This is a genomic window from Pragia fontium (assembly GCF_900638655.1).
Taxonomy (GTDB): Bacteria; Pseudomonadota; Gammaproteobacteria; order Enterobacterales; family Enterobacteriaceae; genus Pragia; species Pragia fontium.
This window is the reverse complement of sequence record NZ_LR134531.1, coordinates 2737465-2761188: the sequence shown is the minus strand read 5'-3', so window position 1 is coordinate 2761188 and position 23724 is coordinate 2737465. Positions and strand designations below refer to the sequence as shown.

Sequence of the window (23724 nt, the reverse complement as noted above, 5' to 3'; positions counted from 1 at the left end):
TTTTCTCGTTGTGAAATACATGTTTTGGTAGCTAATCAATTTAGAGTTGTTGTATTTATAGTCAATTTCCTGCCGCGTAGTGTATGTCATAAAATAAAAAAAGAGTAATGATATTTCATTAATTATAAATACCATATTCTTATTTAACCTCATGTAAATTAATGATAATTTCTATTTATGTAATAATTTCTAACTTATTATATTGATGCAGCCATCGGTTTTTATTAATGAATGAGGAATTTATCGTTATTTTAGCGAAGAAAGTCGCATCAGGCTGCCCGCTAGAAATAGTCGATAATAACAGTGTAGCAAGCCCGATAAGATAGCGGGTTTTTTGTGGCCATCAGATCGTATTCCAGTAAATGGTTATTCTCTCTCCGCTCTTTTTTTATATTGTTCTTGTTCGAAATAATGAGCGGTGAATCAGTTAAAATAGCTCTGCTATGAGCGAGGTGGCCAACAAGTCAATTTAATTTAAGAATATAAGCATCGGTATATACCACCGCTTTGGTTATTTGGATAAAGTCGATTTAATGGATAATATTGTGTTAGCCATATTGATTCGGGTTCTCGGTTGTTGGTATTTAACTATTATAGTATAGGGTAACATTTTGAGTAATTTATCTAATTCATTGATGTCGTTATTATTTTTTATCAGTACATTATTTATTTCCGGTTGTAATCCTCAACAATCGGCCATTAATGGACAGACAATGGGAACATACTACTCAATAAAATATATTGCTTCATCAGATTCACCCTCCGAATCGCAATTACACAACCAAATAGATTTGTTACTGGAAGAAGTGAATAACCAGATGTCAACCTACCGCCCTGATTCGGAATTAAGTCGTTTTAATCAGAGTAGGGAGATCAATCAACCATTCCCTGTTTCTGCGGCAACGGTAAAAGTGGTGAATGAAGCCATTCGCATTAATCAACTGAGCCAAGGTGCTTTGGATATTAGCGTTGGGCCATTGGTAAACCTGTGGGGATTTGGGCCTGAAGCTCATACAGACCAAGTACCGACTGAAGCCGAGTTGGAAAAGCGAAGAGCCTGGGTTGGAATGGATAAGTTGAAGGTTGAAGGGAACGCTTTGGTGAAACTGATTCCTGAGCTGTACCTTGATCTATCCTCCATCGCAAAAGGTTATGGTGTGGATGCGGTGGCGGAATATTTGGAGTCTGTGGGTATTGAAAACTATCTGGTGGATATTGGCGGTGAAGTTCGAACAAGAGGTATTAACGACAGGAAACAGCCGTGGCGTATAGCGATTGAAAAACCATCTGCCGGTATTGAACAAACCGTACAGGAAGTGGTTGAGCCGGGGAATATATCCATGGCGACTTCCGGCAATTACCGTAACTTTTTTGAAGTGAATGGGGTTCGGTATTCCCACACAATTGATCCCCGTACTGGAAGGCCGGTTACCAACAATATTGTTTCTATCACCGTGATGAGTCCATCCTGTATGACCGCCGACGGATTTTCTACGGCATTAGGGGTTATGGGGCCGGAGGAAGGCATTGCCTTGGCTGATAAACTGGGTATTCCAGTCATGGTGATTACTCAATCTGATAATGATTTTGTTGAGCACTACTCTGCGGCATTTAAGGCTAAAGTAGCAATACACTGATTTTACACAGGTCATTTTCCTTGAGCAGAAAACCTTTAGACTGTATATTTATACAGTCTAAAGGCGTGGGGATATGGCGTGCGCAAAATCATACATATTGATATGGACTGTTTTTATGCGGCAGTGGAAATGCGCGATGACCCGAGTCTGGCGAATATTCCTATGGCTGTCGGCGGGCGCAGGGAACAGCGCGGTGTTATCAGTACGGCTAACTATATCGCCCGTCGTTATGGGGTTCATAGTGCGATGCCAGTTGCTCAGGCGCTTAAACTGTGCCCTGGTTTGAAAGTGCTACCGGGTAGAATGGACGTTTATAAAAGTATTTCCCGGCAAATCCACGGTATTTTCCAACGCTATACTGCAATCATTGAACCGCTGTCTTTAGATGAAGCCTATCTGGACGTCACCGATTGCCCAAAATTCAATGGCTCGGCGACGCTGATTGCTCAGGATATTCGCGCGTCCATTTATCAAGAACTCAATCTTACGGCATCAGCAGGCATCGCATCGATTAAATTTTTGGCGAAAATTGCTTCCGATCTGAATAAACCTAACGGCCAATTTGTTATTGCTCCAGATAAAGTGGCGGAATTTTTGTCTGATTTACCGCTGGGCAAAATTTCTGGCGTGGGAACCGTGACGGGTAAGAAGCTGGCGGAGCTGGGCTTACATACCTGTAAAGACGTGCAGAATTATGATCTGGCTATGTTACTGAATCACTTTGGTAAGTTTGGTCGTATTCTGTATGAACGTTGTAATGGGATTGATAAGCGTGAGGTATGTCGCGACAGGCAGCGCAAATCTATCGGGGTGGAAACCACTCTGTCCGAAGATATTCACGATTGGCAAAGTTGTTTGAAAGTGATTGAACAGCTTTATCCTGAGCTGGAGCGGCGTTTAACCAAGATACGCCCTGACTTACGTATTGCACGACAGGGGGTAAAATTGAAGTTTAATGATTTTCAATTGACCACTCAGGAACACGTTTGGCAGAGACTCGATCGTCACGATTTACTCGCGGTTGCTGAGCAGATATGGCAAGAACGACGTCAAAATAGGGGCGTTAGGTTAGTTGGTTTGCATGTGACCTTAGTTGATCCCCAGATAGAACGGCAGCTTCCGCTGTTTTCATAACCTAATTGTCCCTTTTCGGATTATCAATTTTTTCAATAGCAAACTTGCTGGATTAAAACTAATTAGGTGTCGAATAAAGGCCCATCAGGATTGAGACAGATAGAATGAACATAAAAACGGCGGATAAATATCCGCCGTTTGTCGCTAATTTATATTGATGGTTTAGTTACGTTCAGGAATCGATTTCAATACCTGTGTCAGCAACTGCCAGTAACGGCCAACGCTGGCAATATGGACCTGCTCATCCGGAGAATGTGCGCCGGTAATGGTTGGCCCAATAGAAACCATATCCATCTTAGGGTATGGATGTTTAAACAAACCGCACTCCAGGCCAGCATGAATCACCATGATATGTGGTGTGGTATCAAACAGCTTTTTATAGCTTTCACTGACCAGATTCATCACTGGTGATTCAGGGTTTGGTTGCCAGCCAGGATAGCTGCCTTTCGCGTTCACTTTGGCTCCAGCCAACTCGCCCAGCGAGGTTAGCATTTCAACCACATACTGCTTGCCGCTGTCGGTTAATGAACGAATTAAATAGAGGATTTGAGCGCTGTCTTGCTCAGTTGTCACCACACCAACGTTAAGAGATGTTTCGACCACACCTTTAACCGAGTCGCTCATTCTGATCACGCCGTTAGTGCTGGCATTGATTAAACTGATTAGGCGAGATTGGCTATCAGCCGTCAGAGCCTGAAATCCACATTCACATGGCTCAACCAACAATGCCATATTTTTCTCAACGGCTTCCAGTTCGTGGTTAATTTCGCTCAGGAAGTCGGCGCAGGTTTTTTTCAGCAGTTCGGCTTGGGCTGCTGGCAGGCTCAGGACTACGCTGGCTTCACGAGGAATGGCATTGCGTAAGGTACCGCCGTTGAAAGAAAGCAGGCGAGCCTGAAGCTCTGCGGCATGGGCAAACAGGAAACGGGCCATCAGCTTATTGGCATTACCTAAACCAAGATGGATGTCGCAACCGGAATGTCCGCCTTTTAGTCCTTTTAAAGACAGCTTAAAGGTTTGATACCCGTTGGGTACGGCTTCTCGGTTTAGCGCCAGATCGGTGATGCAATCGATACCACCGGCACAACCCATATAAATTTCGCCTTCGGTTTCTGAATCGGTATTGATCAGAATTTCGCTTTGTAGCCAGTTTGGCTGTAAACCAAATGCACCATCCATGCCGGTCTCTTCGGTCATGGTCAGTAATACTTCAATAGGGCCGTGGGACAGGCTGTCATCGGATAAAACCGCCAACGCAGATGCCATGCCAACGCCGTTATCTGCGCCTAGGGTAGTGCCACGGGCTTTTAACCACTGGCCGTCAACATAGGTTTGGATCGGATCTTTGGTGAAATCATGTTCGGTATCGTTATTTTTTTGCGGAACCATATCCAGATGCGCCTGTAAAACTACAGACTGACGGTTTTCCATGCCTGCCGTAGCCGGTTTGCGAATCAGGATATTACCGACGGCATCACGTTCAACGTGAAATTTTTTCTCTTTGGCCCAGTTAACAATATATTGTGCCAGGGCTTCTTCATGTTTAGATGGATGAGGAATAGAACAGATTTTTGCGAAGTGTTGCCATAAATGTTGTGGCGAGAGGTGAGCTAAGTCAGACACGATAAGTCTCCTGTAACAATCTTTTAGTCAGCAGCCGGTTTTGGGCGCCGTTATGAATAATATGGGATAATCATGGGTGATATTCCGTCACAGAATATCATTGAAATAGCAGCAACGGATGTATGAATTGTGTTGTTTAATCATGGATGACTTTTTTAACTGTTATCCACCGTTGTGTATAGTTGAATATTAACCGTAGAGCTATATATATAGATAGCCCTTTTTAGTTTATCGCTAATATCAGATGATTTATTCGCTATAATGACTAATAGCAGCATAAATTTATCGGGGTATTTCATGTCAGAAGATCTGTTTTCGATTCCATTAACAACCATCACGGGGCAGGCTAAAACGCTGGCCGATTTTCCAGCCAAGGCTATTTTAGTGGTCAACACCGCCAGTGAGTGTGGTTTTACGCCACAATATAAAGGGCTGGAGCAACTTTGGCAGACTTATCGTGATAGCGGATTGATGGTTTTAGGCTTTCCTTGTAATCAGTTCGGTCATCAGGAAAAGGGCAATAATCAGGAGATTGCGGCATTTTGTGAGTTGAATTTCGGAGTCACCTTTCCGCTCTTTGCCAAGATTGAGGTGAATGGCGCTAATACGCATCCACTGTATCTCTATTTAAAATCACGGGCACCGGGGTTATTGGGGAATCAGGCCATTAAGTGGAACTTCACCAAATTTCTGATTACTGAACAGGGGCAGAAAATCGAACGTTTTGCGCCTGTAACCAAACCAGAAGCACTGACGGAAAAAATTGTTCAGGGGCTTAACCTATCTCGCTTAGGTTAACCTTATGATTTTTCATGGTTAGTAATAAGCGGGTGGATTTTTGTCTGATTTAACCGCTGGTTTTTATTGGCCGGCATCTCTATAATCCCCTGCAACTTTTTTCCCCTGAATATTAGGAAAGCCACATTTAGTTGGCTGGGATTCGATTGATATGAGCGAAAAATACGTCGTCACCTGGGATATGTTGCAAATGGAAGCCCGCAAGCTTGCCCGTCGTTTACTGCCAAGAGAACAATGGAAAGGCATCATTGCGGTAAGCCGTGGTGGTTTAGTTCCTGCCGCTTTATTAGCGCGTGAGTTGAGCATCCGTTACGTTGATACGGTATGTATTTCCAGCTATGACCATGACAACCAACGTGAAATGAAAATTTTGAAGCGTGCTGAAGGTGATGGTGAAGGCTTTATAGTGATTGACGATTTAGTTGATACTGGCAGCACTGCACAAGCTATTCGTGATATGTACCCGAAAGCGCACTTTGTGACGATTTTTGCCAAACCGGCCGGTAGACCTCTGGTGGATGACTACGTGGTCGATATTCCTCAGGACACTTGGATTGAGCAGCCTTGGGATATGGGCATTACTTTCGTTAAGCCTATTGGCGATTGCTGATTATTAGATTAATAGAATAAGGCCCGATAATATCGGGCCTTATTTTTTGGGCTTGTCTGTCTCTTTTAAACGTTAATATTCCAGCGTAAACATAATGGTATCCGTATAACTTCCGGCCGGTTTCTCCGGCTGGTTTGGATTAATGGTTGCAGTATAAGAAAGACTTTGCGTCACGCCAGTGCCGGTTCCGCTGTTGGTTGCTGGCGCGGTATTTCCCCAAACGGTAGTGGTATTAGGATAGTAAATATTATATTGCAGCATATCCGTGGTGGTTGTATTTTTCATCTGGCGCCAGGGCGCACTATAGTTACTGCCATTACTGAAATAGGCTTTAAACGGGGTTTGTAAGGTACAGGTCAGCATAATGTTATTGTTAACCGAGGTGAACTGTTCCACTAATGCCTGACCCTGGAAGTTAACATCTGGCGTACTGCTGATCATGCAATCCTTGGTGACCGTGAGTGTGACTTTGATAGTGGATGTGGCGTTTCCTTTATCAATCCCCGTTAGCGGCGGTATACAGATCAGGGAGGTACAGATACCGTAATTCCAGTTAACGTGAATATAGTCAGAATAAACGCCAGCAGGGACATTGGCATTCACCGAGGTCATCACATACAGAGTTGTAGAAAACCCGAGGCTAACGCCCAGTAATGAAAGCAAGTTAACGCCGGGAATGGAGGTGCTGAAGTTAAACGGAGTACCGAGTGGGTAAGGATATTTATAGTCTTTATCGGCATACACCGTATAGGGAATTTTGGCACTTGAATTTTGTTCATTAACTAAATACAGCTGATTATCTGAAGTCAGCGTGGCAATCAGATAGTCACTGGGTAATACTTGAATCGCTAATCTGTTGCAGCTGAGTCCCCCAGGGCCTAAGGTTTTCTGGTTGGTGTTGTAAACGGTAAAAGAGCTGACTGTACCAAAATTGATTGGGTTCGGTGTTGCCGCCACGGAACAGGCTGCTTCGACCGCCAGCGTTCGAAATAACAGGAACAGTATAATACTGGTTTTAACCAGCCTGATGGTAATATGGATAGCGGTTTTATTTTTTATCATTATGCTCTATTGCTCTCCTGAACAGACGATCGTATTAAGGGCCAGAACACCTTTTGGTAACGGCTTAGGTAAACTGAAATGTGCCTGACACTGTTTATTATTATCAGCTCGCTGTACCACTAACTGGTTTTCCTGACTCAGGTTCTCTAAATAGGAATCCCCATCCCAACCGACATAGCTAACGTTATTTTTCCCGTTTAAATAGATAATGCTGCCCCTGGGAATCGGCACACCGTTGGTATCCACCAGCGTTAGGGTTGCCGGAATAATTTTGCTGACCGGAAATTCAATAACCGCTCCACCACCTTGCTGAATGGATCGATATTTTTCGACCTCGGAAACTTTAATATTGGCAGGTAAATTGAGCGGATCAATTTCATATTTTCCATTGGTATAGGAGGTGACGGTTGGAATGAGCAGATATCCATTACTGTCGGTTTTACCCAGAGACTGGTTTTCGTATTTAACCGGAATATCGGCGTAGCCAGTGGTTGAGACCAGAGCAAAGGCGTCATTAATCGCTCTGGAGGCATAGACATTCTGTTTGATAGCCACCAGCGAGCCGCTGAGTTCACCCCAATAGGTATAATCATCACTGCCGTATACCCCTCCCTGAATACGCATTTTTCGGCCAGAAAAGTCCAGACCAGCCTGTTTGTAATCACTTTGCCCAGATGGTTTTTGGGCATAGGAAACATTCCATCCGAGTCCTCCATCGGTGGGGGCGGAACGGCTATAGGATGCCTGATGTGACCAATTATTATGTTCGTCTCGGCTGGAGGTGACTGAGGCACTTCTCATGTCTCCTAACGGAATATTGATAATCAGTTGGGCGCTATAGCCGGAAGTACCAATTTCACGGTTAATAGAAGCATACAGACTATTATTGCCAAACAGGGTGGTGTTATAAGAAAGGTTGAGTAGTCGAAGGCGGCTGTTATCAAAATTATGAATATCGAAATAGCCAACGCCTAGCGTTCCGATCTGCCCCAGTGAAGTGCTACCGGTAATCTGATCGGTTTGTTTGTTTAATCGATAGCTGCTTTTGTAGCTTGAGAGATCGCCATATTCTTCATCACGCATGACCCGCTGCGCATGGATATTAAAATAACGCTGGTTATAGGAATAGCCTATGGACTTTTGATTGCCGTTCTCTTTTTTTGAGTTACTGACCGGTTGGGGATGGGAACCGTCAGAAAATACCGGGTCATTGACCGGCTTGAATGCCCCGGCCTTGGCTTGACTGGTGCTGTATGAAGCACTTAATACACCGAAGGAACCCAGCATGATATTAGCACCAGCACCTTCAACCTTTAGCGCGCTGGCCCCTTCTACGCGGCCTTCAAGCGTCATCCAGTTGGTCAGGCCATAACGCAGCGTTCCATTACCGGCACTATTATCGTAATCAAAGTTTTTAACGCCATAGTTATTACGGATTTTGCCAACGGATGCGCTGAAGTCGAAGAGCCCTTGCTTGAGTAAATCGCTGGAAACATAAAAGGGGACAGAGGTATTGACCTGACGTCCCAATGGGTCGGTAACAACGACGGTGGCATCGCCAGCGCCATTGATATAGGGCATGGTTTCAATGGCAAATGGACCAGGGTTCACATTAGTACTGGAATATTTATAACTATCAATATAAACGTCCACTGCACTGGGGACTGCCGCTTGCCCAGCGAACTGTGGTAATGGATAAGTAATCAGGTCAGGGCGTGCTGAGAAATTTCGTGAAACCTGTAGCCCACCCAGTCTGACCGATGTGGACCATGGCAGCGAACCAGTAATAATGTCTCCCACACTGTATTTGAGCATACGCTGTTCATCAGTGTAGTACCACTTGGTGTCATAACGTAGATAGCGGTTATCGGTAGGGCCGTTGTTGTCAGAGCGAATGTTATGGTTGTAAACGCCAGTGTTGGACAGAATACCGAAAGCACCTAGCAGTCGCTGCTCAGTGTAGGCAGAAGTATAATCCGTCTGTGTTTTGCCCGTAGAGTGGTTAGCGTAAATGTCATAGTTAAACAGTAACCCAAGGGCGCTTTCTGCTGGGGTAAATTCTGTGGTTCTATAATCAGAAATATGCTGTTTGGGCAAAAGGTCAGACGGAATAGAGATTAAAAGCTGCTGTGTGGCACTTTCATAGCTGACATTAAGTCCTTTCAGCGTATCAACTTCTACTTCCGGTACATCGGCGATTTTTATTGGTAGTTCAAGCCGATTAAAGGACTCAGCAGACAAGTAATAATGATCGTTTCGGTAGGTAACAGGAACAACCTGATTTGTTGGGCGACCATTGATCACCATTTCCAGCATTAAGGACATTTCCGGTAGAGCATCGTTTTCTGCAACAGGCTGCGGCGGTAAATCTACTTTTTCTGCCATTGCAGATGTCGTTTTTGCTGGTGAAGGTGGAAGGTGTTTATTATCCAATGCATGCGTTGCAGAAGAGATGAGAACGAGTAAAAAAGTCAGACGAGTAGCCATCCCAGACGAGAGGATAAAACGTGAAAGTCCGATAAAGCTCAGGCCATTGCCGCTATTCATTTTCAACTCAGCAACTATTAATGTCTGATTAACGGAACGGGATCTGGATTATTATTAATCAAAGCCTGTAGTTTATTGCCTGAATTGATATTTCCAGGTAACGGTAAATTTATGGTTGTTCCGGGTAAAACATAGCCCAGTAATCCATTGACTAAAGTTGTACCTGATTGGGTGCTCAGCTGTGACAGGCGAGCGTGAACGATTCCTTCATTGCGTATTTCAATGGATGGTTGGCCGTTTTGATTGGTCAGGCGATAGCTAAGTTTTGGGGCGGTCGCGGTTTTGATATCTCGATTTTTGGTGTAATCCGGATTGGTCCAGACGCCTGACCCACTGACGAATAAAGGAACCGAATAACGCATTTGGAATTTAACGCCAATGCTGACATTTTTGCTGTCGTCGGGTTCATCTGCTTTTTTAGCCCGAGGGGCTTCATCAATCAGAATTCGATAAGCGCGTTCCTGATTGGCCGGTACCTGAGTATTTTTTATTAGTCGGACTAACTGGCGTTTGCCCGGTTCAATTAAAACGAAAGGAGGACTAACGGCAATATCGTTTTGTTTTTGATATTGGTTTTCACCGTTGAGCTGCTGCCATTCCAGAACTCGAATTTGCATATAAGCCGGTTTGCTATCTTTATTTTCCAGCCAGAGAGCGGTGGCATTTTGGTCGTCTTCAATCACCGGATCGATAGGCCAGATTAAAATGGAGCCTGCTTTGGCAATAGGTTGGTTATAGAGGCAAAACCCAATGAATAGGGGAATCAAAAAAAGATTGAGTCGTTTTGTTATTTTCATGTTTATCTCATCCGTAAATAAAAAAATTAATAACTAACAGTGACAAGTACCGTGTCACTGTACTGACCTACTGCAGGAAGCACGGTTGTCGAAAATAAACGGGCATAAATGTCGAATTGTTGAACGGTTCCATTAGCCGAGACGCCCAGCGTCGGCCCTCCATTGCTGCCATTCCCCCAAATAGTCGTGTGATTAACATTTTGATAAAGCTGATACTTAAGCGTACTTGTTCCGCTGGTGAGCTTCATTAATCGTCCATTCGTGATGCTTCCGCCGCTATATAAGCCGCTATCGATGCTAAGTGTTGCGTTGAGCCCTGGAGTACATTTTAAAACGATGGAGCCTGCATTTTGGGTTGAGGTGATATCGACATTACTAAATAGGGTGGCAATGCTGTTGCCGAAATTGATATTGCCGAAATTGCTAGTATCAGTGCTACCAGTACCTAAAATACAGCCGGGGGTAATTGTGGCATTGACGGAAAAACTTTGTTGGCGGATATCAGCTGAAATGGAAAAAGCAGCAAACAGCGAAATTAGAAAAATAGACTGGCTGGGGACACGAAGATATCGAATAGAAGTAGAAGATAACATATAGCGTCTCCTACCAGCTTACAGTGACTTGAACCGTATCAGTATAGGTATCTGCTACGGGAGAGGACTGGCTTGGAACACGTCCGTAAACATTTACCCACTCCTGTTGCCCGGTAGCCGTTTTGGTGATCCCGGTAGTGCCATCCCAGATGGTGGAATAGTTAGCATCGCTATATAAATTATAATTAACATGTTGAGCAAATTGATTACCTGACATATAGCGCTGATTTGTATTACCGCTGTTACCCCCATTCATGACGATTTGATAATTCACGCCGGGTGCACATTGCACCAGAATCGCTCCGGCATTCGCTTGCCCCGTTAGTTTGATTTCCTGGTTTAAGATGCTGTAGGTGCCAAAATTAAGCGTGCCGAAGGTGGTGTTGCCACCTGATATAGAACCCGCATTACAGGCGGCAACCACGTTAGCGCTAATGGTGACCGAGGCAGACTTGGTGGTTACGCTAAAAGCCGGTGACAGGGGCATAAATGTCAGCATCAATACAATGGATTGATTACATTTGTTGCATACACTCATTCCTGCCCCTGATATAGCTATCTTCTAATCGGTTTGATTTACCAGCTTACAGTGACCAACACAGTATCAGCATAGGTGCCCGCTGATGGGGTGGATTGCGGCGGCACTTGACCATAAACGATCAGATCGTCAGGGGCACCGGTTGAGGTCTTGGTTAGCGGCGTTCCACTTTCCCAAGGCGTGCTACGGTTGGAGTCTTTATACAGGTTGTAGGTCACATATTCAGTGCCCTGCTTTAGACGACGTTGTGAGGCCCCGTCAGCGTTGACACCATTATCCAGATCGACAGAGTAGGGCAGCGTATTGGTACACTGAACTTTAATTGCACCGCTGGTCGCCCCTGCTGAGGTACCGGTAATTGCCGTTGCCAGACTTGAAGTACTGCCAAAATTCAAGGTACCAATGTTGGCGGAACCCGTTGAGGCCGCATCGCCATTAATCGCACACCCATTGGTTACGGTTAACTGAACGCCCAAGCTTCCGCTGACGCTACCGGCAGCAAAAACATTTGTCGCACTGATTACAGATGTAATGCAGGCCAGTGTAATGAATATTTTTTTCATACAGCAACTCCGGACATTGTCATTGTTTAACTTAAATGCTTTGCAATCTACTGAGTGAATAGAATAGACAGCGTTTGCCAACTATAAATAAATATTAAGCATGATGAATTTAGGTTGTTAATAATGAATATAGTCAGGAATTTAAAATGTTCCAATGCTTAACGTTGATTTTTTTTAAACTGTGATTCCTACTGCTTTTTCAGAAAAAGTTTTTGATATCAGTTCGTTGGTTTGATTAAAACTAACGATTCATGAGACGATGGTTTTAAAATTAAAGCGGTGTTAAATATTCATCTTTATTTATATTAATAATGATGTTTTTTTATCGTTAGTATTCTCTTTTGCCAGATATATTATAAAAAATTTATTTCTATCGAATATTTTAAACGTTTTAATCGAACGTTTAGATAATAACATTGTAATTTAGTAGGAAAATAAATTGGGCTTGGCTCAAAATGGTGTTCTAACAAAATGACGGCGGGTATTGCGTAAAGACAGGGAAGGTTACCTTCATCTGCTACCGTTTATTGGGTACACTACAGAAGTCATGCTTTTAAACCTGTTATTATAAATCGCTGTTACCAAGCCATACAGGAGACCGCCGTCGCTATCATGCCAAAAGCCAACCTTTCAGAAGTGCTGTTTAAACCTTCTTTTAAACATCCGGAAACCTCCACGTTAGTTAAACGTGTCGTGCAGACAACGGCCAGCATCAATTCACCGTTGGATGGGGAAACTCAGTCAAACTGGTACCGCATGATTAATAAAACTGTTTGGGCCTGGCGCGGTGTTGATCCCATTGAGGTTGAAGAGGTTCTGTCACGAATTGCCGCTTCGACCAATGAACGTACTGATAATCTCATGTTGGATACGGTAGTCGGTTACCGGGGCGGCAACTGGATTTATGAATGGGCTAAACAAGGCATGCATTGGCAAAAAGAGGCGTTGGATTTAGCCTGTAAAGATCCGGCCAAGGCTGGGCGTTATTGGTTGAAAGCCTGCCATTTATACAGCATCGCCAGCTATCCTCACTTACGCGGTGACGTGTTAGCTCAACAGGCGGAGTTACTGGCCGATCGCGCTTATCGAGAGGCCGCCAGCTATCTGCCTTATGAACTGAAATCTCTTGAGTTCAAAGTAGAAGGTGGAACGCTAACCGGGTTTCTTCATTTGCCACAAACCGGAACCGGCCCTTATCCTACGGTTTTAATGTGCGGTGGTTTAGATAATCTGCAAAGTGATTATCATCAGTTGTTTCGTCAATATCTAGCGCCGCAGGGCATTGCGATGTTATGCGTTGATTTACCCTCTATCGGTTTCTCTTCTAAATGGACGCTCACGGAAGATACCAGTCAGCTACATCGTCAGGTGCTGAATCAATTGGATCAGGTTCCTTGGGTGGATCACCAACGCGTTGTGGCATTGGGTATTCGCTTTGGCGCCAATGTTGCGGTTCGTTTAGGTTATCTTGAGTCCCGACGTTTACGCGGCGTGGCCTGCGTTGGTCCCATTGTGCATGATTTGTTCGTTAATAAAGACAATCAACGGTTAACCCCAATGGTATACAGAGACACCATTGCCAGCCGCTTAAAGTTAGATTCAACTACCGATAATGTATTACACGCTGAGCTCAGTCGTTATTCATTGAAAAATCAGGGGTTGTTGGGGCGAGGTTGTCCGGCGCCGATGTGCTCAGTGGCCTTTGAAAAAGATGTGTTTAGCCCGCTGTCTGAATCAAAGTTGATCGTCTCGTCGGCTTGTGATGGAAAGTTAATTAGCGTCGCTTCGACACCATTGCTGAGTAACTTAAATAGCGGACTGGAACAATTGACAGGATGGATTAAACAGAAACTATGTTAGTATCTGACGGGTTTTTAACCAAATAAATGTTAAAAAGTAGAGTCATAGGGGTAAAACATAATGCTGTTACCAAATGGTCACCCAAGAAGTCGGTTACTGAAAGAGTTTGTGAGTTTGGGGCCTTACATTAGGGAGTCTCAATGCAAAGGAAATCACTATTTTTTTGATTGTTTGACGGTGTGTGTTAGCAGCAAGCCTTCTCCGGAAAAAAGGGAGTTCTGGGGATGGTGGATGGATATTGAAGCTGATGAGCAGGGATTTACTTACCGTACTCAAATCGGGCTTTATGACAAAGCCGGGGACTGGCAGGTAAAAACTATCAAAGATGCTGATGTTCAGAAAGAAATCGATGAAAACCTAAAAGAGTTTCTGTTGAAACTCGAACGTTATTTAACTTCTATTAAGTTAACGTTTCGGCCGATGGTTAGTGCCGAAGCGAAGGATAAATCCCCCGCCTGATTAGATATTTTTCTCCAATTCCTGCTTATTTCGCGTTATGCCTGTTGGCATAACGCGTGACACCTGATAAAAAGAGTCTCTTGCATCATTTTTTAGCATTTAACGGCAGAATAATTATGAATAATAGCCAAACGCTGGTGGTGAAGTTAGGAACCAGTGTACTGACGGGCGGTTCACTACGCTTAAACCGTGCTCATATTGTTGAACTGGTACGCCAGTGTGCTCAACAGCATGCGCTTGGGCATCGTATTATTATTGTGACTTCCGGCGCGATCGCTGCCGGTAGAGAACATCTGGGTTACCCCGAACTTCCGGCGACGATCGCCTCCAAACAGCTGCTGGCGTCTGTGGGGCAAAGCCGTTTGATCCAACTTTGGGAACAGCTGTTTTCTATTTATGGAATCAATATCGGTCAAATGCTGCTCACTCGCGCCGATCTGGAAGATCGTGAACGCTTTTTAAACGCTCGCGATATGATGCAGGCGTTATTGGACAATCAGATTGTTCCGGTGATCAATGAAAATGATGCGGTCGCTACCGCTGAAATTAAGGTGGGCGATAACGATAATCTGTCCGCCCTCGCTGCTATTCTGGGCGGGGCCGATAAGCTGTTATTGCTAACCGACCAACCTGGCTTGTTTACTGCCGATCCGCGCCATAATCCAGATGCCGAATTAATTCGTGAGGTTCAGAGTATTGATGATGCTTTGCGTGGTGTTGCGGGTGATAGCATTTCCGGTTTGGGTACCGGAGGAATGGCCACTAAATTACAGGCGGCAGACGTGGCTGGCAGAGCCGGGATCGAAGTGGTTATTGCTGCCGGTAATAAGCCAGGTGTGATTGGTGATGTGATTAATGATGTGTCTGTTGGCACACGTTTTCATGCCCAAACCTCACCGCTGGAAAACCGCAAACGCTGGATTTTTGGCGCACCGCCGGCGGGCGAAATTAGTATTGATGATGGTGCAGTTAAAGCCATGCTGGAGCGAGGTAGCTCTTTATTGCCAAAAGGTATTAAAGAGGTGAAAGGGGACTTCTCTCGCGGAGAGGTGATCCGTATTCGGGATCTGGCGGGCAAAGATTTGGCCCATGGTGTAGCGCGTTATAACAGTGATGCAATGCGGATGATCGCCGGTCACCATTCTCAACAAATAGATACCATATTAGGTTATGAATATGGTTCGGTTGCCGTTCATCGGGACGATATGATCATCAATTAGGAGTGTAACCAATGTTAGAACAAATGGGACGAGCTGCTAAACAGGCTTCTTATCAGCTGGCGGTATTAAATTCCGCTAAGAAAAATCAGGCTTTGGCCGTTATCGCCGATACGCTGGAAGCCAATAGTGAAGTGATTCTGGCCGCTAATGAAAAAGATATCGAGCAAGCTAAACAAGCGGGCCTAAGTGAAGCGATGATCGATCGTCTTCAGCTAACGCCATCCCGTTTAGCGGCGATTGCTAACGATGTGCGCCATGTTTATCGTTTAACCGACCCGGTTGGACATATTATTGATGGCTCACAGCTGGATAACGGCTTAAGTTTACAGCGCCGTCGCGTGCCTTTAGGGGTGGTTGGCGTGATTTATGAATCACGGCCTAACGTGACGATTGATGTGGCCTCCTTATGCCTGAAGACCGGTAACGCGGTGATTTTGCGCGGTGGTAAAGAAACGGTTAATACCAATCAGGCGATGGTGGCAGTGGTTCAGTCAGCATTAGAGAAGTGCGGTCTACCGGCCGCTGCGGTGCAATCTATTGATAATCCCGACCGCGCTTTAATTAATGAGCTACTTAAGCTCGACCGCTATGTGGATATGATTATTCCTCGCGGCGGGGCAGCGCTGCATAAACTCTGCAAAGAAAACTCAACGATTCCGGTGATTATCGGTGGTATTGGGGTGTGTCATACATTTGTGGACGCGTGTGCGGATTTTGATAAAGCGTTAACCATTATTGAGAATGCAAAAACTCAGCGCCCAAGCACCTGCAATACGCTGGAAACGTTGTTGGTTCATCGGTCGATTGCCGCAGAGTTTCTGCCTAAATTGGGCGAGAGAATGCACAGTTGTGGTGTGACGTTACATGCCTCACCTGAAGCAATGATGTACCTCAGCGGTGGTGAGGTGAAATTGGTGGCGGTTAACGATCCAGAATATGGTGAGGAATGGTTATCGTTGGATTTAAACGTCAAAGTGGTTGAGGGCATGGATGAGGCCATTGAGCATATTCGTACTTATGGTAGTGCCCACTCTGATGCCATTCTGACCCGATCATTGATTAATGCCAATCGGTTTGTTTCTGAAGTAGATTCCGCTGCGGTATATGTTAATGCCAGCACGCGTTTCACCGACGGTGGTCAGTTTGGACTGGGGGCAGAAGTTGCCGTTAGTACCCAGAAGCTGCATGCTCGTGGTCCAATGGGACTAGAAGCATTAACCACGTATAAGTGGATTGGCTACGGTGATGATTTGATCCGCCGTTAATTTATTATTTCTATATATGATTGAAAGCTGCCATCGATTGTTGAGCAGCTTTTATTTTATTGAAGGAAGACCGTGGCTTTATGAAGGAATTTATGCAGAATCATCCGCTTTTCCGGGATTTTCCGGTTAAGGGGTATAAGGTTGTTTGGCAGATATATCAAAATAATCAATTGCAGGGGGTTATTAGACTTTTACACCCGTTAATGGCCATTATTGGTATCATAGTCGTAATAGCGACGGCGATTGGTATTGGGATTTCATGTCTAATTTTCGCTGGCATCGACAGTCTGGATAATGTTTCAGGCAGGCTAAATATCTTTTTTTCTCTCTGGGCCAGTACTGCGGTAGGCATTGTAATTATCATCATGATGGCGCAATGGATTTTGAGAGCGCCGGTGCGTGAACAACAACGTTATTATCATCAGGGAAATTTAACTCAGTTAGATGAGCGTAAGCGTTTGGCTTTGCGTCTTGATATTGTCGCTACCTATGGATATGGCTTTTGGATTGAAACTCTGGAGCATTACCCATTAACTGCTCGATTAAAACAACCGGCTGAAACATTCCCATTATTAGAACCATCATCACCTCAAGCTCATCGAGAAGGGTTGTATAATGATTGGGGAATTGTTGATATTGATGGTTATCAGAGTATCGTTGAAAAACTTTGGGCTGGCATGCATTCCAGACATTTTTTTGTCAATATGCATCAGGAGAATAACGGCTCAATGGTAACAACGTTAGCTGCGCTGATTGAATTACCAAAAGATTATGTTCAAAGCTGTGCTATATCAGGTAAAGATGGGCGACCACCAGCACTGGTATGGGCGTTTGATCTGTGGCGAGTGATTAAGTTAAGCCGTAATTGTTTCTGTGCCGGTATTATTAGTGAAAGATTGGCCTGGGATAATATATTAAAAACGGCTGATATGATTTATGAGTTATTTGATAGTTTTGACAGTTATTATAATAATTATCGATTGGGGCACGCTTTTTGGTCGAATGACTATTCGATGATTAAAGATCGTTTGGAGCAATATAATAACTATAAGGCGCATTGTGACTGGCCAATAACATTATTACCATGGCCTACGCCACCTGGCATATCGTTAAGTGATGATATGCGTCATGGTTTTATGAAGAGCTCGGATTTAGCGCTTTCTTCATCCGTAATAAATAAAACTGTTATTATGTGATTTGTCGTATCTCAAAAAGCCCGCATATTTATGCGGGTTTTGGCTTTTATCATTCAGAATCAATCATTGCTATATCCCTTAGCCCGCATACACTCCCCAACTAAGTTAATCTGCTGCTGCTCTCTAATTAACCCGCTATCAATGACTTGATCGGAATCCACTTCACCGACCGGATCGCGATGAAAAGCGGGATTAGCGGATAATTTACTTTCCGTTTCGCACTGAATTCTATCATTATCAGCCTCTTCCGCTGAAGTGTTGATCTTGAACCAGTTACCTACTGTTGGTGTACTGTTACAGCCCGCCAGAACAAATAGCGATAGCAGTGATACAACAAGTATTTTTCCCATTGGTTGCTCCATTTTTAAATAATCCGTATTTAATAAATATAGACGAGTTTTTGTGAGTAAATGATTCGTTGTTGGAATGTATACCGCGCAAAATAGGTTAATTCAGACTATTTCATTATCCGCTGATGTCAAACGCCATACGTGCTGTTAACCAAGTGAAGGGTATTTCCATAATATGGTTGTTGATGTAAACTATATTTAGTTAATTATCGCAACTAATTATTGGGGTGTTATAGCAATGGAACCAGAATCACTAAGGCGGTTATCTCGTTCTTTGGTCAGGGAATTGGGCGTAATGGACCAATGGGTAAGTGGAACGACTCTTTCTCCTCTACAAGCGCATATTCTGATTGAGTTAGAGGAAAAACCGCTGTCTGGTTTGGTATTGGCTTCATTGCTTAAAGTCGATAAGTCTGGCATTAGCCGCACTCTTCAGGGTTTAAAACAGTTGGCATTGATTGAAGTACAGCCTAATCCACAAGATGGTCGCAGTAGCTTAAATCAGCTTACGCCGAAAGGCAGGGAGCAGTTAGCCGATCTCAATAATAAAGCTAATCGTTACAACGCTAAAATCCTGGGGCAAATGAGTTCACAGGAATATGGTGCATTAATGTCCGCCATGAAAACTTATGTGTCGGCGATACGTAGCGTTGCTCGACAGGCTGAGCGCACAGTTACTATTCGGCCCATAGAAGTCAGAGATAATGCCGCCATGGCTGAGATTATTTTAAGCGTCTTTGGTGAATATGGCTTGCTGGGGCGTGAAGGGTTTAGCTTTTCCGATCCAGCTCTACATCAATTGTCTGAGGTTTATCAGCAGCAGGGGTGTCGCTATTGGATTGTTGAACTGGATGGCGTAGTGTCTGGCGGTGTAGGTATTGCACCAATACAGCAGGGTTATTGTGAGTTACAGAAACTGTTTTTCCTGCCTTCCGTCAGAGGGATGGGCATTGCTCGTCGTATGGTTTTGGCCGCGCTGGCGTTTGCGGCGGAAGCCGGATATGACTACTGCTATTTAGAAAGTACTGAGGTGTTGAAGGAGTCATTAAAACTGTATGAATCGCTAGGTTTTAAGTACGTTACCGAGCGAATTGGCGACAGTGGGCATCATGCCTGTGAAATATTGATGTTAAAAGAACTACATTAATAAGTCGGAGGAAGACACGGGCTTCCTCCTGATTCTATGGCTATCAGGTTCGCCAGCCCAAAATAATAATCAATGCTCCAGCCAGCACCACCGAAGCACCCAGCCAGTCATACATCGATAATTTGACTCCATCAACTAACCTGAGCCAGACCAGCGCAGTAGCAACGTAAATCCCACCATAGGCCGCATAGACCCGACCGCTAGCGACGGGATGCAGGCTTAACAACCACACAAATAGTGCCAAACTGCCTGCCGCCGGGAGTAATATCCAGACGGATGCTGATTTTCTCAACCACAAATAGGGGAGAAAACAACCAATAATCTCAGCCAGCGCGGTGGCAATAAATAGAAATAGGATCTTAAACATCAATCTGCTCAGTAATGACCGGTAAGTTATTGCTGATGTTATCACAGGCCATAAGGATTATTTGGCCCCTTTCTCGAAAGCCAACAGCTTTTCTTTAATCAATACACCACCTTCATAGCCGGTAAGCGAGCCATTAGCACCGATCACGCGATGGCAGGGGATAATGACGCTAATTGGATTCGTTCCATTTGCTCTGCCTACCGCACGTGAGGCTTTGGGATTACCGACTCGCGTTGCCAGCGTTTGGTAACTGATGGTTTCACCAAACGGAATCTTATTCAGCTCATCCCAGACTTTCATTTGAAAAGGTGTACCGTTTAGGCCGATGGCAATATTAAATTCCGTCCGCTTACCCTGTTGGTATTCTTCAATCTGGCTGGCAATAAATTGGACTCGATTATCGTCTCGCAATACCCCGTTTTCCACCGCATGTTGTAGATCGTCTTCAATATGAAATGAGAGACGAATTAACCGATTATCACTATCTAGCCAGGCGGCCAGCTCGCCAAATTGGCTGTCAAATATGCCGATAATGACCGCTTGGCGTAAGGTTTTATAGGTTTGCTTCATGATTTTTTCCTTAGGCTTTCCCATAGATACGTGGTGGCCTGTGTGCGAAAAGGACTGAAAGGCTTCATTAACTGTTCAACCTCGGTGGCAGTTGGGCGTTTATCTAACTGATAAAACTGTTGTAGCGCCGTGTGTAATCCGCTGTCGCCTACTGGAGTACAGTCAGCAAAGCCCAAACCACGCATCATGGTGTAGCGGGCGGTCCAGGGGCCGATACCTTTAATAGCGCAGAGCTTTTTCTCCGCTGTAATCGCTGAACCGGTTGCCAATTGGTCAAGATCAAGCTCGCCATCAACAATCGCTTTGGCGGCGGTAATCAAATATTGTGCTTTAGCTCGTGAAAAACGAATGTCGGTTAACTGTTGGGGCTCTAAGGCGGCGATATTGATTGCCGATGGATGTATATGCAACGAGCTATCGCTGACGACAGGGCCAGCTAGCTTGATAAGGGCCTGACGTAACGCGGCGGCAAAGGTTAAATTAATCTGTTGCCCAATAATGGCCCACACCAGTGATTCGAAAGGCGTAGCAGTCATCGGGATATAAAGGGGCGATGATTGAGCGAGCAGTCGTGCCATTTGGCTATTTTGTTTAGCGCTGGATTGAAAAGCACTGACGTTGGTATTTAATCCCAGTAGGCGTATCACCTGCTGGTGTATAAGTATGCCTACGGGCTGAGAATTAACGTCAGATGTAGAAGGTTGCTGCCAGTAGCAGTATGCAGTGGCGTTATCTATTTTAAGACGAATAATCACAGGAACGTGATTAATCCATAACGCCTTGGTAAAACCATGTTCATCAAGGTATTCAGATAGGCTACTTTTATCCCGTAAATGGTAACGCCAGGCATAGTCTGGCGTGAAGTCTGCCGGTAGCTTTAAGGTAAATTCGCTGGTATCGCGTAATGAACGATAGGCACTTGGCGTCATCGCTGTTTGGGATAAGAACTGGCGATGAAAACTGGCCTCGCTTTCGAAACCAACGGCAAGGCCGATATCTAATATTTTTTGGGAGGTCGTCACCAGCGCGAGACAGGCCGCTGCAATACGTTCCCGATTTAATAACTCTGCCGGGGAAATATGCGCGTGAACACGCACTAACTCATTAAGTTTGGTACTGCTGACACCACAGCTTTTAGCCAGAGTGCCAATGTTTTGGAAAGCGGCCGGATGGGCGCGAATTCGTACTAACATTTCATTAAACAGGTTTTCATCCTGATTTTCACCACGATAGAACAAGTCAGGGCGGCAGCGCTTGCAAATGCGGAATCCCTCGGCAATCGCCTCTTGTTCGGTGGCTAAAAAACGAATGTTCTTTAACAATGGCTTTCTGGCCGGACAGGAGGGCAGGCAATAGATACCGGTGGACTTCACACAGGTTAGAAATTTACCGTTATATTTTTGCTCATGATTCAGGATAGCCTGATACATGAAATCATCGCTCCAGGGTAGTGACTTAAATTTCATGGTATTGCCTTTTGTCATGGCCATTATCATTTGCCTGTAACACCGTGGTCAGTCGTTAGAATCATATCCGTTTTTTCGTGCTGATATAGTGTGACGGCATGATAAATATTGCACCTCTCAATGACACCGTTAGATATTTTTTAGTGAAATCGCGCGGATAAGTCTCCGCTTAATATCTATGTAATGGTACGAGAAATGCCAAACTTATATGCTGGTTAAAATATAATCTGATGTGGTGCGGTTTATTAGATGTTTATGCTAATTCCCCTGCTGTTTTAACTGGTATTTGATTTTTATTTAGATGATTACTCTATGATTGGCAATAGGGCTTGTTTTTTATCACTGTTATTGTGTTTACTTGTCAGTGTTGTTGATAGCTTCGTCATAAAAGTATCCTTATAACGGACAAATCCATCTTCTTTATTTTGCTTGATTATTGTTCAGGCAGTGAGCTGTGCTGTTGTATAGCTTATATACAATGTAATCGGGATGTGGCGAACAGGCAAAAATAATTATTTTACAGATACAGTAACCATTCAATATGAAACAATTGACTTCTAAAGACATTATCGCATTGGGCTTCATGACCTTTGCGCTGTTCGTGGGTGCCGGTAATATTATTTTCCCCCCAATAGTTGGTTTACAGTCCGGCGAAAACGTCTGGATTGCTGCTCTGGGCTTTTTGCTAACCGCCGTGGGATTACCGGTGATTACCGTTATTGCCTTGGCGCGAGTGGGGGGGGGCATTGAAGCGCTAAGTTCACCGATTGGCAAAACGGCTGGGCTGATTTTGGCGATGATCTGTTATTTATCGGTCGGGCCACTGTTTGCGACACCGCGTACCACCACGGTTTCTTTTGAACTTGGGATTGCCCCGCTACTCACCGATAAAGAGAGCCCTTGGCCACTATTTATTTATAGCGTGGTCTATTTTTCATTCGTGACGCTGGTTTCGCTTTATCCGGGAAAACTGTTGGATTCCATTGGGCGGGTTTTGGCCCCGTTAAAAATTGTTTCTCTGGCGATTCTGGGGCTTGCTGCCTTGCTATGGCCTGCTGGTCATCACTTACCTGCGCTCAATATTTACCAGAATATTCCATTTTCCAAAGGCTTCGTTGAAGGCTATTTGACCATGGATACCTTGGGCGCTTTAGTATTTGGCATCATTATTGTTAACGCTGCGCGTTCACGGGGCGTTTCCAGCCCAAGGTTACTAACTCGTTATACTATCATTGCTGGTTTGATTGCTGGTATTGGACTGACGTTGGTTTACCTTAGCCTGTTTAATCTGGGCTCCAGCAGTGGCTCTTTGGTACCGGATGCAGCAAATGGTGCGGTGATTTTACATGCTTATATTCAACAGACTTTCGGTGATTTTGGCAGTCTATTCCTGGCGGTGATGATTTTTATTGCCTGCATGGTGACGGCTATCGGCCTGACCTGCGCTTGTGCCGAGTTTTTTTCAAAGCTAATACCGTTATCCTACCGAACGCTGGTATTCATTCTGTCCGGTTTTGCCATGGTGATATCAAATCTTGGATTGAGCCATTTGATTCAGTTTTCTGTTCCGGTGTTAACGGCAATTTATCCTCCGTGTATCGCCTTAGTGGTACTCAGTTTTACTAGTCGCCTGTGGCGCTCTGAAAGTCGTATTATGATCCCAGTAATGCTGGTAACATCACTCGTTGGCATTCTGGATGGTATAAAAGCCTCTGTGTTATCGGATTTCCTACCTGCTTGGGTAGGGCATCTACCCGGTGCAAACCAAGGATTGGCATGGTTACCTCCAGCCTTGGTTGTATTGGCGCTTGCCGCGATTGTGGATCGGTTTATGCCGTTGCATCGTGAAGCCACTAAAATGTCGTAAAACTGATTTTCATTTCATTTTGACCAATGCGCCGCGGATGATAACTGCGGCGTTA

The 23724-nt window shown here is 44.6% G+C and carries 22 protein-coding genes; 11 read left to right on the top strand and 11 right to left on the bottom strand.

Annotation, left to right across the window (positions count from 1 at the left end):
- Positions 1-635: 635 nt before the first annotated feature.
- Together EL341_RS11870 and dinB are read left to right on the top strand one after the other, a co-directional pair.
- Positions 636-1637, top strand: coding sequence for an FAD:protein FMN transferase (locus tag EL341_RS11870; RefSeq protein WP_047781543.1), 1002 nt, complete (start codon positions 636-638; stop codon positions 1635-1637).
- 78 nt (positions 1638-1715) lie between these two features.
- Positions 1716-2771, top strand: coding sequence for a DNA polymerase IV (gene dinB, locus EL341_RS11865; protein ID WP_047781542.1), 1056 nt, complete (start codon positions 1716-1718; stop codon positions 2769-2771).
- A 162-nt stretch (positions 2772-2933) separates the two neighbouring features.
- On the opposite strand, the gene EL341_RS11860 is transcribed toward dinB, so the two are convergent.
- Positions 2934-4394, bottom strand: a complete 1461-nt coding sequence (locus EL341_RS11860; RefSeq protein WP_047781541.1) for an aminoacyl-histidine dipeptidase — start codon at positions 4392-4394, stop codon at positions 2934-2936.
- 297 nt (positions 4395-4691) lie between these two features.
- Between EL341_RS11860 and EL341_RS11855 the strand changes: the two genes are divergently transcribed.
- Complete coding sequence (locus EL341_RS11855) at positions 4692-5192, top strand: glutathione peroxidase (protein WP_074822526.1); 501 nt, start codon at positions 4692-4694, stop codon at positions 5190-5192.
- Positions 5193-5343: 151 nt separating this feature from the next.
- Positions 5344-5802 (top strand): xanthine phosphoribosyltransferase, encoded by a 459-nt coding sequence (gene gpt, locus EL341_RS11850; RefSeq protein ID WP_047781539.1) that lies wholly within the window; start codon positions 5344-5346, stop codon positions 5800-5802.
- 72 nt (positions 5803-5874) lie between these two features.
- Here the strand turns inward: gpt and EL341_RS11845 are convergent, their stop codons facing one another.
- From EL341_RS11845 to EL341_RS11820, 6 genes are read right to left on the bottom strand one after another with little or no spacing between them, the layout of a single operon-like run.
- On the bottom strand, positions 5875-6864 hold the full coding sequence (locus tag EL341_RS11845; protein ID WP_074822529.1) for a Csu type fimbrial protein: 990 nt from the start codon (positions 6862-6864) through the stop codon (positions 5875-5877).
- Positions 6865-6870: 6 nt separating this feature from the next.
- Entirely contained in the window at positions 6871-9411 is a 2541-nt protein-coding gene (locus tag EL341_RS11840) for a fimbria/pilus outer membrane usher protein (RefSeq protein WP_232036559.1), read from the bottom strand.
- Positions 9412-9428: 17 nt separating this feature from the next.
- Entirely contained in the window at positions 9429-10208 is a 780-nt protein-coding gene (locus tag EL341_RS11835) for a fimbrial biogenesis chaperone (RefSeq protein ID WP_074822532.1), read from the bottom strand.
- A 26-nt stretch (positions 10209-10234) separates the two neighbouring features.
- The gene (locus tag EL341_RS11830; RefSeq protein ID WP_074822537.1) at positions 10235-10801 is read right to left on the bottom strand and encodes a Csu type fimbrial protein; all 567 of its coding nucleotides are present in this window, start codon (positions 10799-10801) and stop codon (positions 10235-10237) included.
- A 10-nt stretch (positions 10802-10811) separates the two neighbouring features.
- Positions 10812-11339, bottom strand: coding sequence for a Csu type fimbrial protein (locus EL341_RS11825; RefSeq protein ID WP_164720462.1), 528 nt, complete (start codon positions 11337-11339; stop codon positions 10812-10814).
- Between the two features lie 38 nt (positions 11340-11377).
- Positions 11378-11902 carry a Csu type fimbrial protein gene (locus tag EL341_RS11820; RefSeq protein WP_074822541.1) on the bottom strand — a complete coding sequence of 175 codons (525 nt, stop codon included), beginning with the start codon at positions 11900-11902 and terminating at the stop codon, positions 11378-11380.
- Positions 11903-12514: 612 nt separating this feature from the next.
- Between EL341_RS11820 and frsA the strand changes: the two genes are divergently transcribed.
- The 5 genes from frsA to EL341_RS11795 all read left to right on the top strand — a co-directional run bounded on the left by frsA (position 12515) and on the right by EL341_RS11795 (position 17902).
- Positions 12515-13762 carry an esterase FrsA gene (gene frsA, locus EL341_RS11815; protein ID WP_074822544.1) on the top strand — a complete coding sequence of 416 codons (1248 nt, stop codon included), beginning with the start codon at positions 12515-12517 and terminating at the stop codon, positions 13760-13762.
- 60 nt (positions 13763-13822) lie between these two features.
- Complete coding sequence (gene crl, locus EL341_RS11810) at positions 13823-14221, top strand: sigma factor-binding protein Crl (protein ID WP_126467854.1); 399 nt, start codon at positions 13823-13825, stop codon at positions 14219-14221.
- A gap of 116 nt (positions 14222-14337) precedes the next feature.
- Entirely contained in the window at positions 14338-15441 is a 1104-nt protein-coding gene (gene proB / locus EL341_RS11805; RefSeq protein ID WP_126467852.1) for a glutamate 5-kinase, read from the top strand.
- Positions 15442-15452: 11 nt separating this feature from the next.
- Entirely contained in the window at positions 15453-16706 is a 1254-nt protein-coding gene (proA, locus tag EL341_RS11800) for a glutamate-5-semialdehyde dehydrogenase (protein ID WP_074822556.1), read from the top strand.
- An 80-nt stretch (positions 16707-16786) separates the two neighbouring features.
- Entirely contained in the window at positions 16787-17902 is a 1116-nt protein-coding gene (locus tag EL341_RS11795) for a DUF1266 domain-containing protein (RefSeq protein ID WP_126467850.1), read from the top strand.
- A 59-nt stretch (positions 17903-17961) separates the two neighbouring features.
- On the opposite strand, the gene EL341_RS11790 is transcribed toward EL341_RS11795, so the two are convergent.
- A complete protein-coding gene (locus tag EL341_RS11790; RefSeq protein ID WP_126467848.1) occupies positions 17962-18252 on the bottom strand; it encodes a hypothetical protein in 291 nt (96 codons plus the stop codon).
- Positions 18253-18490: 238 nt separating this feature from the next.
- Between EL341_RS11790 and EL341_RS11785 the strand changes: the two genes are divergently transcribed.
- Complete coding sequence (locus EL341_RS11785) at positions 18491-19399, top strand: bifunctional helix-turn-helix transcriptional regulator/GNAT family N-acetyltransferase (RefSeq protein WP_074822564.1); 909 nt, start codon at positions 18491-18493, stop codon at positions 19397-19399.
- A gap of 43 nt (positions 19400-19442) precedes the next feature.
- Here EL341_RS11785 and EL341_RS11780 read toward each other — a convergent pair whose 3' ends face one another.
- From EL341_RS11780 to EL341_RS11770, 3 genes are read right to left on the bottom strand one after another with little or no spacing between them, the layout of a single operon-like run.
- Complete coding sequence (locus EL341_RS11780; protein WP_047781529.1) at positions 19443-19766, bottom strand: YnfA family protein; 324 nt, start codon at positions 19764-19766, stop codon at positions 19443-19445.
- 57 nt (positions 19767-19823) lie between these two features.
- Entirely contained in the window at positions 19824-20336 is a 513-nt protein-coding gene (locus EL341_RS11775) for a methylated-DNA--[protein]-cysteine S-methyltransferase (RefSeq protein WP_074822566.1), read from the bottom strand.
- Complete coding sequence (locus EL341_RS11770; protein ID WP_074822569.1) at positions 20333-21826, bottom strand: DNA-3-methyladenine glycosylase 2 family protein; 1494 nt, start codon at positions 21824-21826, stop codon at positions 20333-20335. Before EL341_RS11770 ends, EL341_RS11775 begins: the two co-directional genes overlap by 4 nt.
- A 517-nt stretch (positions 21827-22343) precedes the next feature.
- On the opposite strand from EL341_RS11770, the gene brnQ reads away from it, so the two are divergent.
- Positions 22344-23669: a branched-chain amino acid transport system II carrier protein gene (gene brnQ / locus EL341_RS11765; RefSeq protein WP_074822573.1), complete on the top strand. Its 1326-nt coding sequence runs from the start codon at positions 22344-22346 to the stop codon at positions 23667-23669.
- Positions 23670-23724 lie beyond the last annotated feature (55 nt).

Coding starts and splice junctions, on each gene's coding strand:
- EL341_RS11870 (WP_047781543.1), top strand. CDS start 636: ATGTCGTTATTATTTTTTATCAGTACATTATTTATTTCCGGTTGTAAT.
- EL341_RS11855 (WP_074822526.1), top strand. CDS start 4,692: ATGTCAGAAGATCTGTTTTCGATTCCATTAACAACCATCACGGGGCAG.
- gpt (WP_047781539.1), top strand. CDS start 5,344: ATGAGCGAAAAATACGTCGTCACCTGGGATATGTTGCAAATGGAAGCC.
- EL341_RS11845 (WP_074822529.1), bottom strand. CDS start 6,864: ATGATAAAAAATAAAACCGCTATCCATATTACCATCAGGCTGGTTAAA.
- EL341_RS11840 (WP_232036559.1), bottom strand. CDS start 9,411: ATGAATAGCGGCAATGGCCTGAGCTTTATCGGACTTTCACGTTTTATC.
- EL341_RS11835 (WP_074822532.1), bottom strand. CDS start 10,208: ATGAAAATAACAAAACGACTCAATCTTTTTTTGATTCCCCTATTCATT.
- EL341_RS11830 (WP_074822537.1), bottom strand. CDS start 10,801: ATGTTATCTTCTACTTCTATTCGATATCTTCGTGTCCCCAGCCAGTCT.
- EL341_RS11825 (WP_164720462.1), bottom strand. CDS start 11,339: ATGAGTGTATGCAACAAATGTAATCAATCCATTGTATTGATGCTGACA.
- EL341_RS11820 (WP_074822541.1), bottom strand. CDS start 11,902: ATGAAAAAAATATTCATTACACTGGCCTGCATTACATCTGTAATCAGT.
- frsA (WP_074822544.1), top strand. CDS start 12,515: ATGCCAAAAGCCAACCTTTCAGAAGTGCTGTTTAAACCTTCTTTTAAA.
- crl (WP_126467854.1), top strand. CDS start 13,823: ATGCTGTTACCAAATGGTCACCCAAGAAGTCGGTTACTGAAAGAGTTT.
- proB (WP_126467852.1), top strand. CDS start 14,338: ATGAATAATAGCCAAACGCTGGTGGTGAAGTTAGGAACCAGTGTACTG.
- proA (WP_074822556.1), top strand. CDS start 15,453: ATGTTAGAACAAATGGGACGAGCTGCTAAACAGGCTTCTTATCAGCTG.
- EL341_RS11795 (WP_126467850.1), top strand. CDS start 16,787: ATGAAGGAATTTATGCAGAATCATCCGCTTTTCCGGGATTTTCCGGTT.
- EL341_RS11790 (WP_126467848.1), bottom strand. CDS start 18,252: ATGGGAAAAATACTTGTTGTATCACTGCTATCGCTATTTGTTCTGGCG.
- EL341_RS11785 (WP_074822564.1), top strand. CDS start 18,491: ATGGAACCAGAATCACTAAGGCGGTTATCTCGTTCTTTGGTCAGGGAA.
- EL341_RS11780 (WP_047781529.1), bottom strand. CDS start 19,766: ATGTTTAAGATCCTATTTCTATTTATTGCCACCGCGCTGGCTGAGATT.
- EL341_RS11775 (WP_074822566.1), bottom strand. CDS start 20,336: ATGAAGCAAACCTATAAAACCTTACGCCAAGCGGTCATTATCGGCATA.
- EL341_RS11770 (WP_074822569.1), bottom strand. CDS start 21,826: ATGGCCATGACAAAAGGCAATACCATGAAATTTAAGTCACTACCCTGG.
- brnQ (WP_074822573.1), top strand. CDS start 22,344: ATGAAACAATTGACTTCTAAAGACATTATCGCATTGGGCTTCATGACC.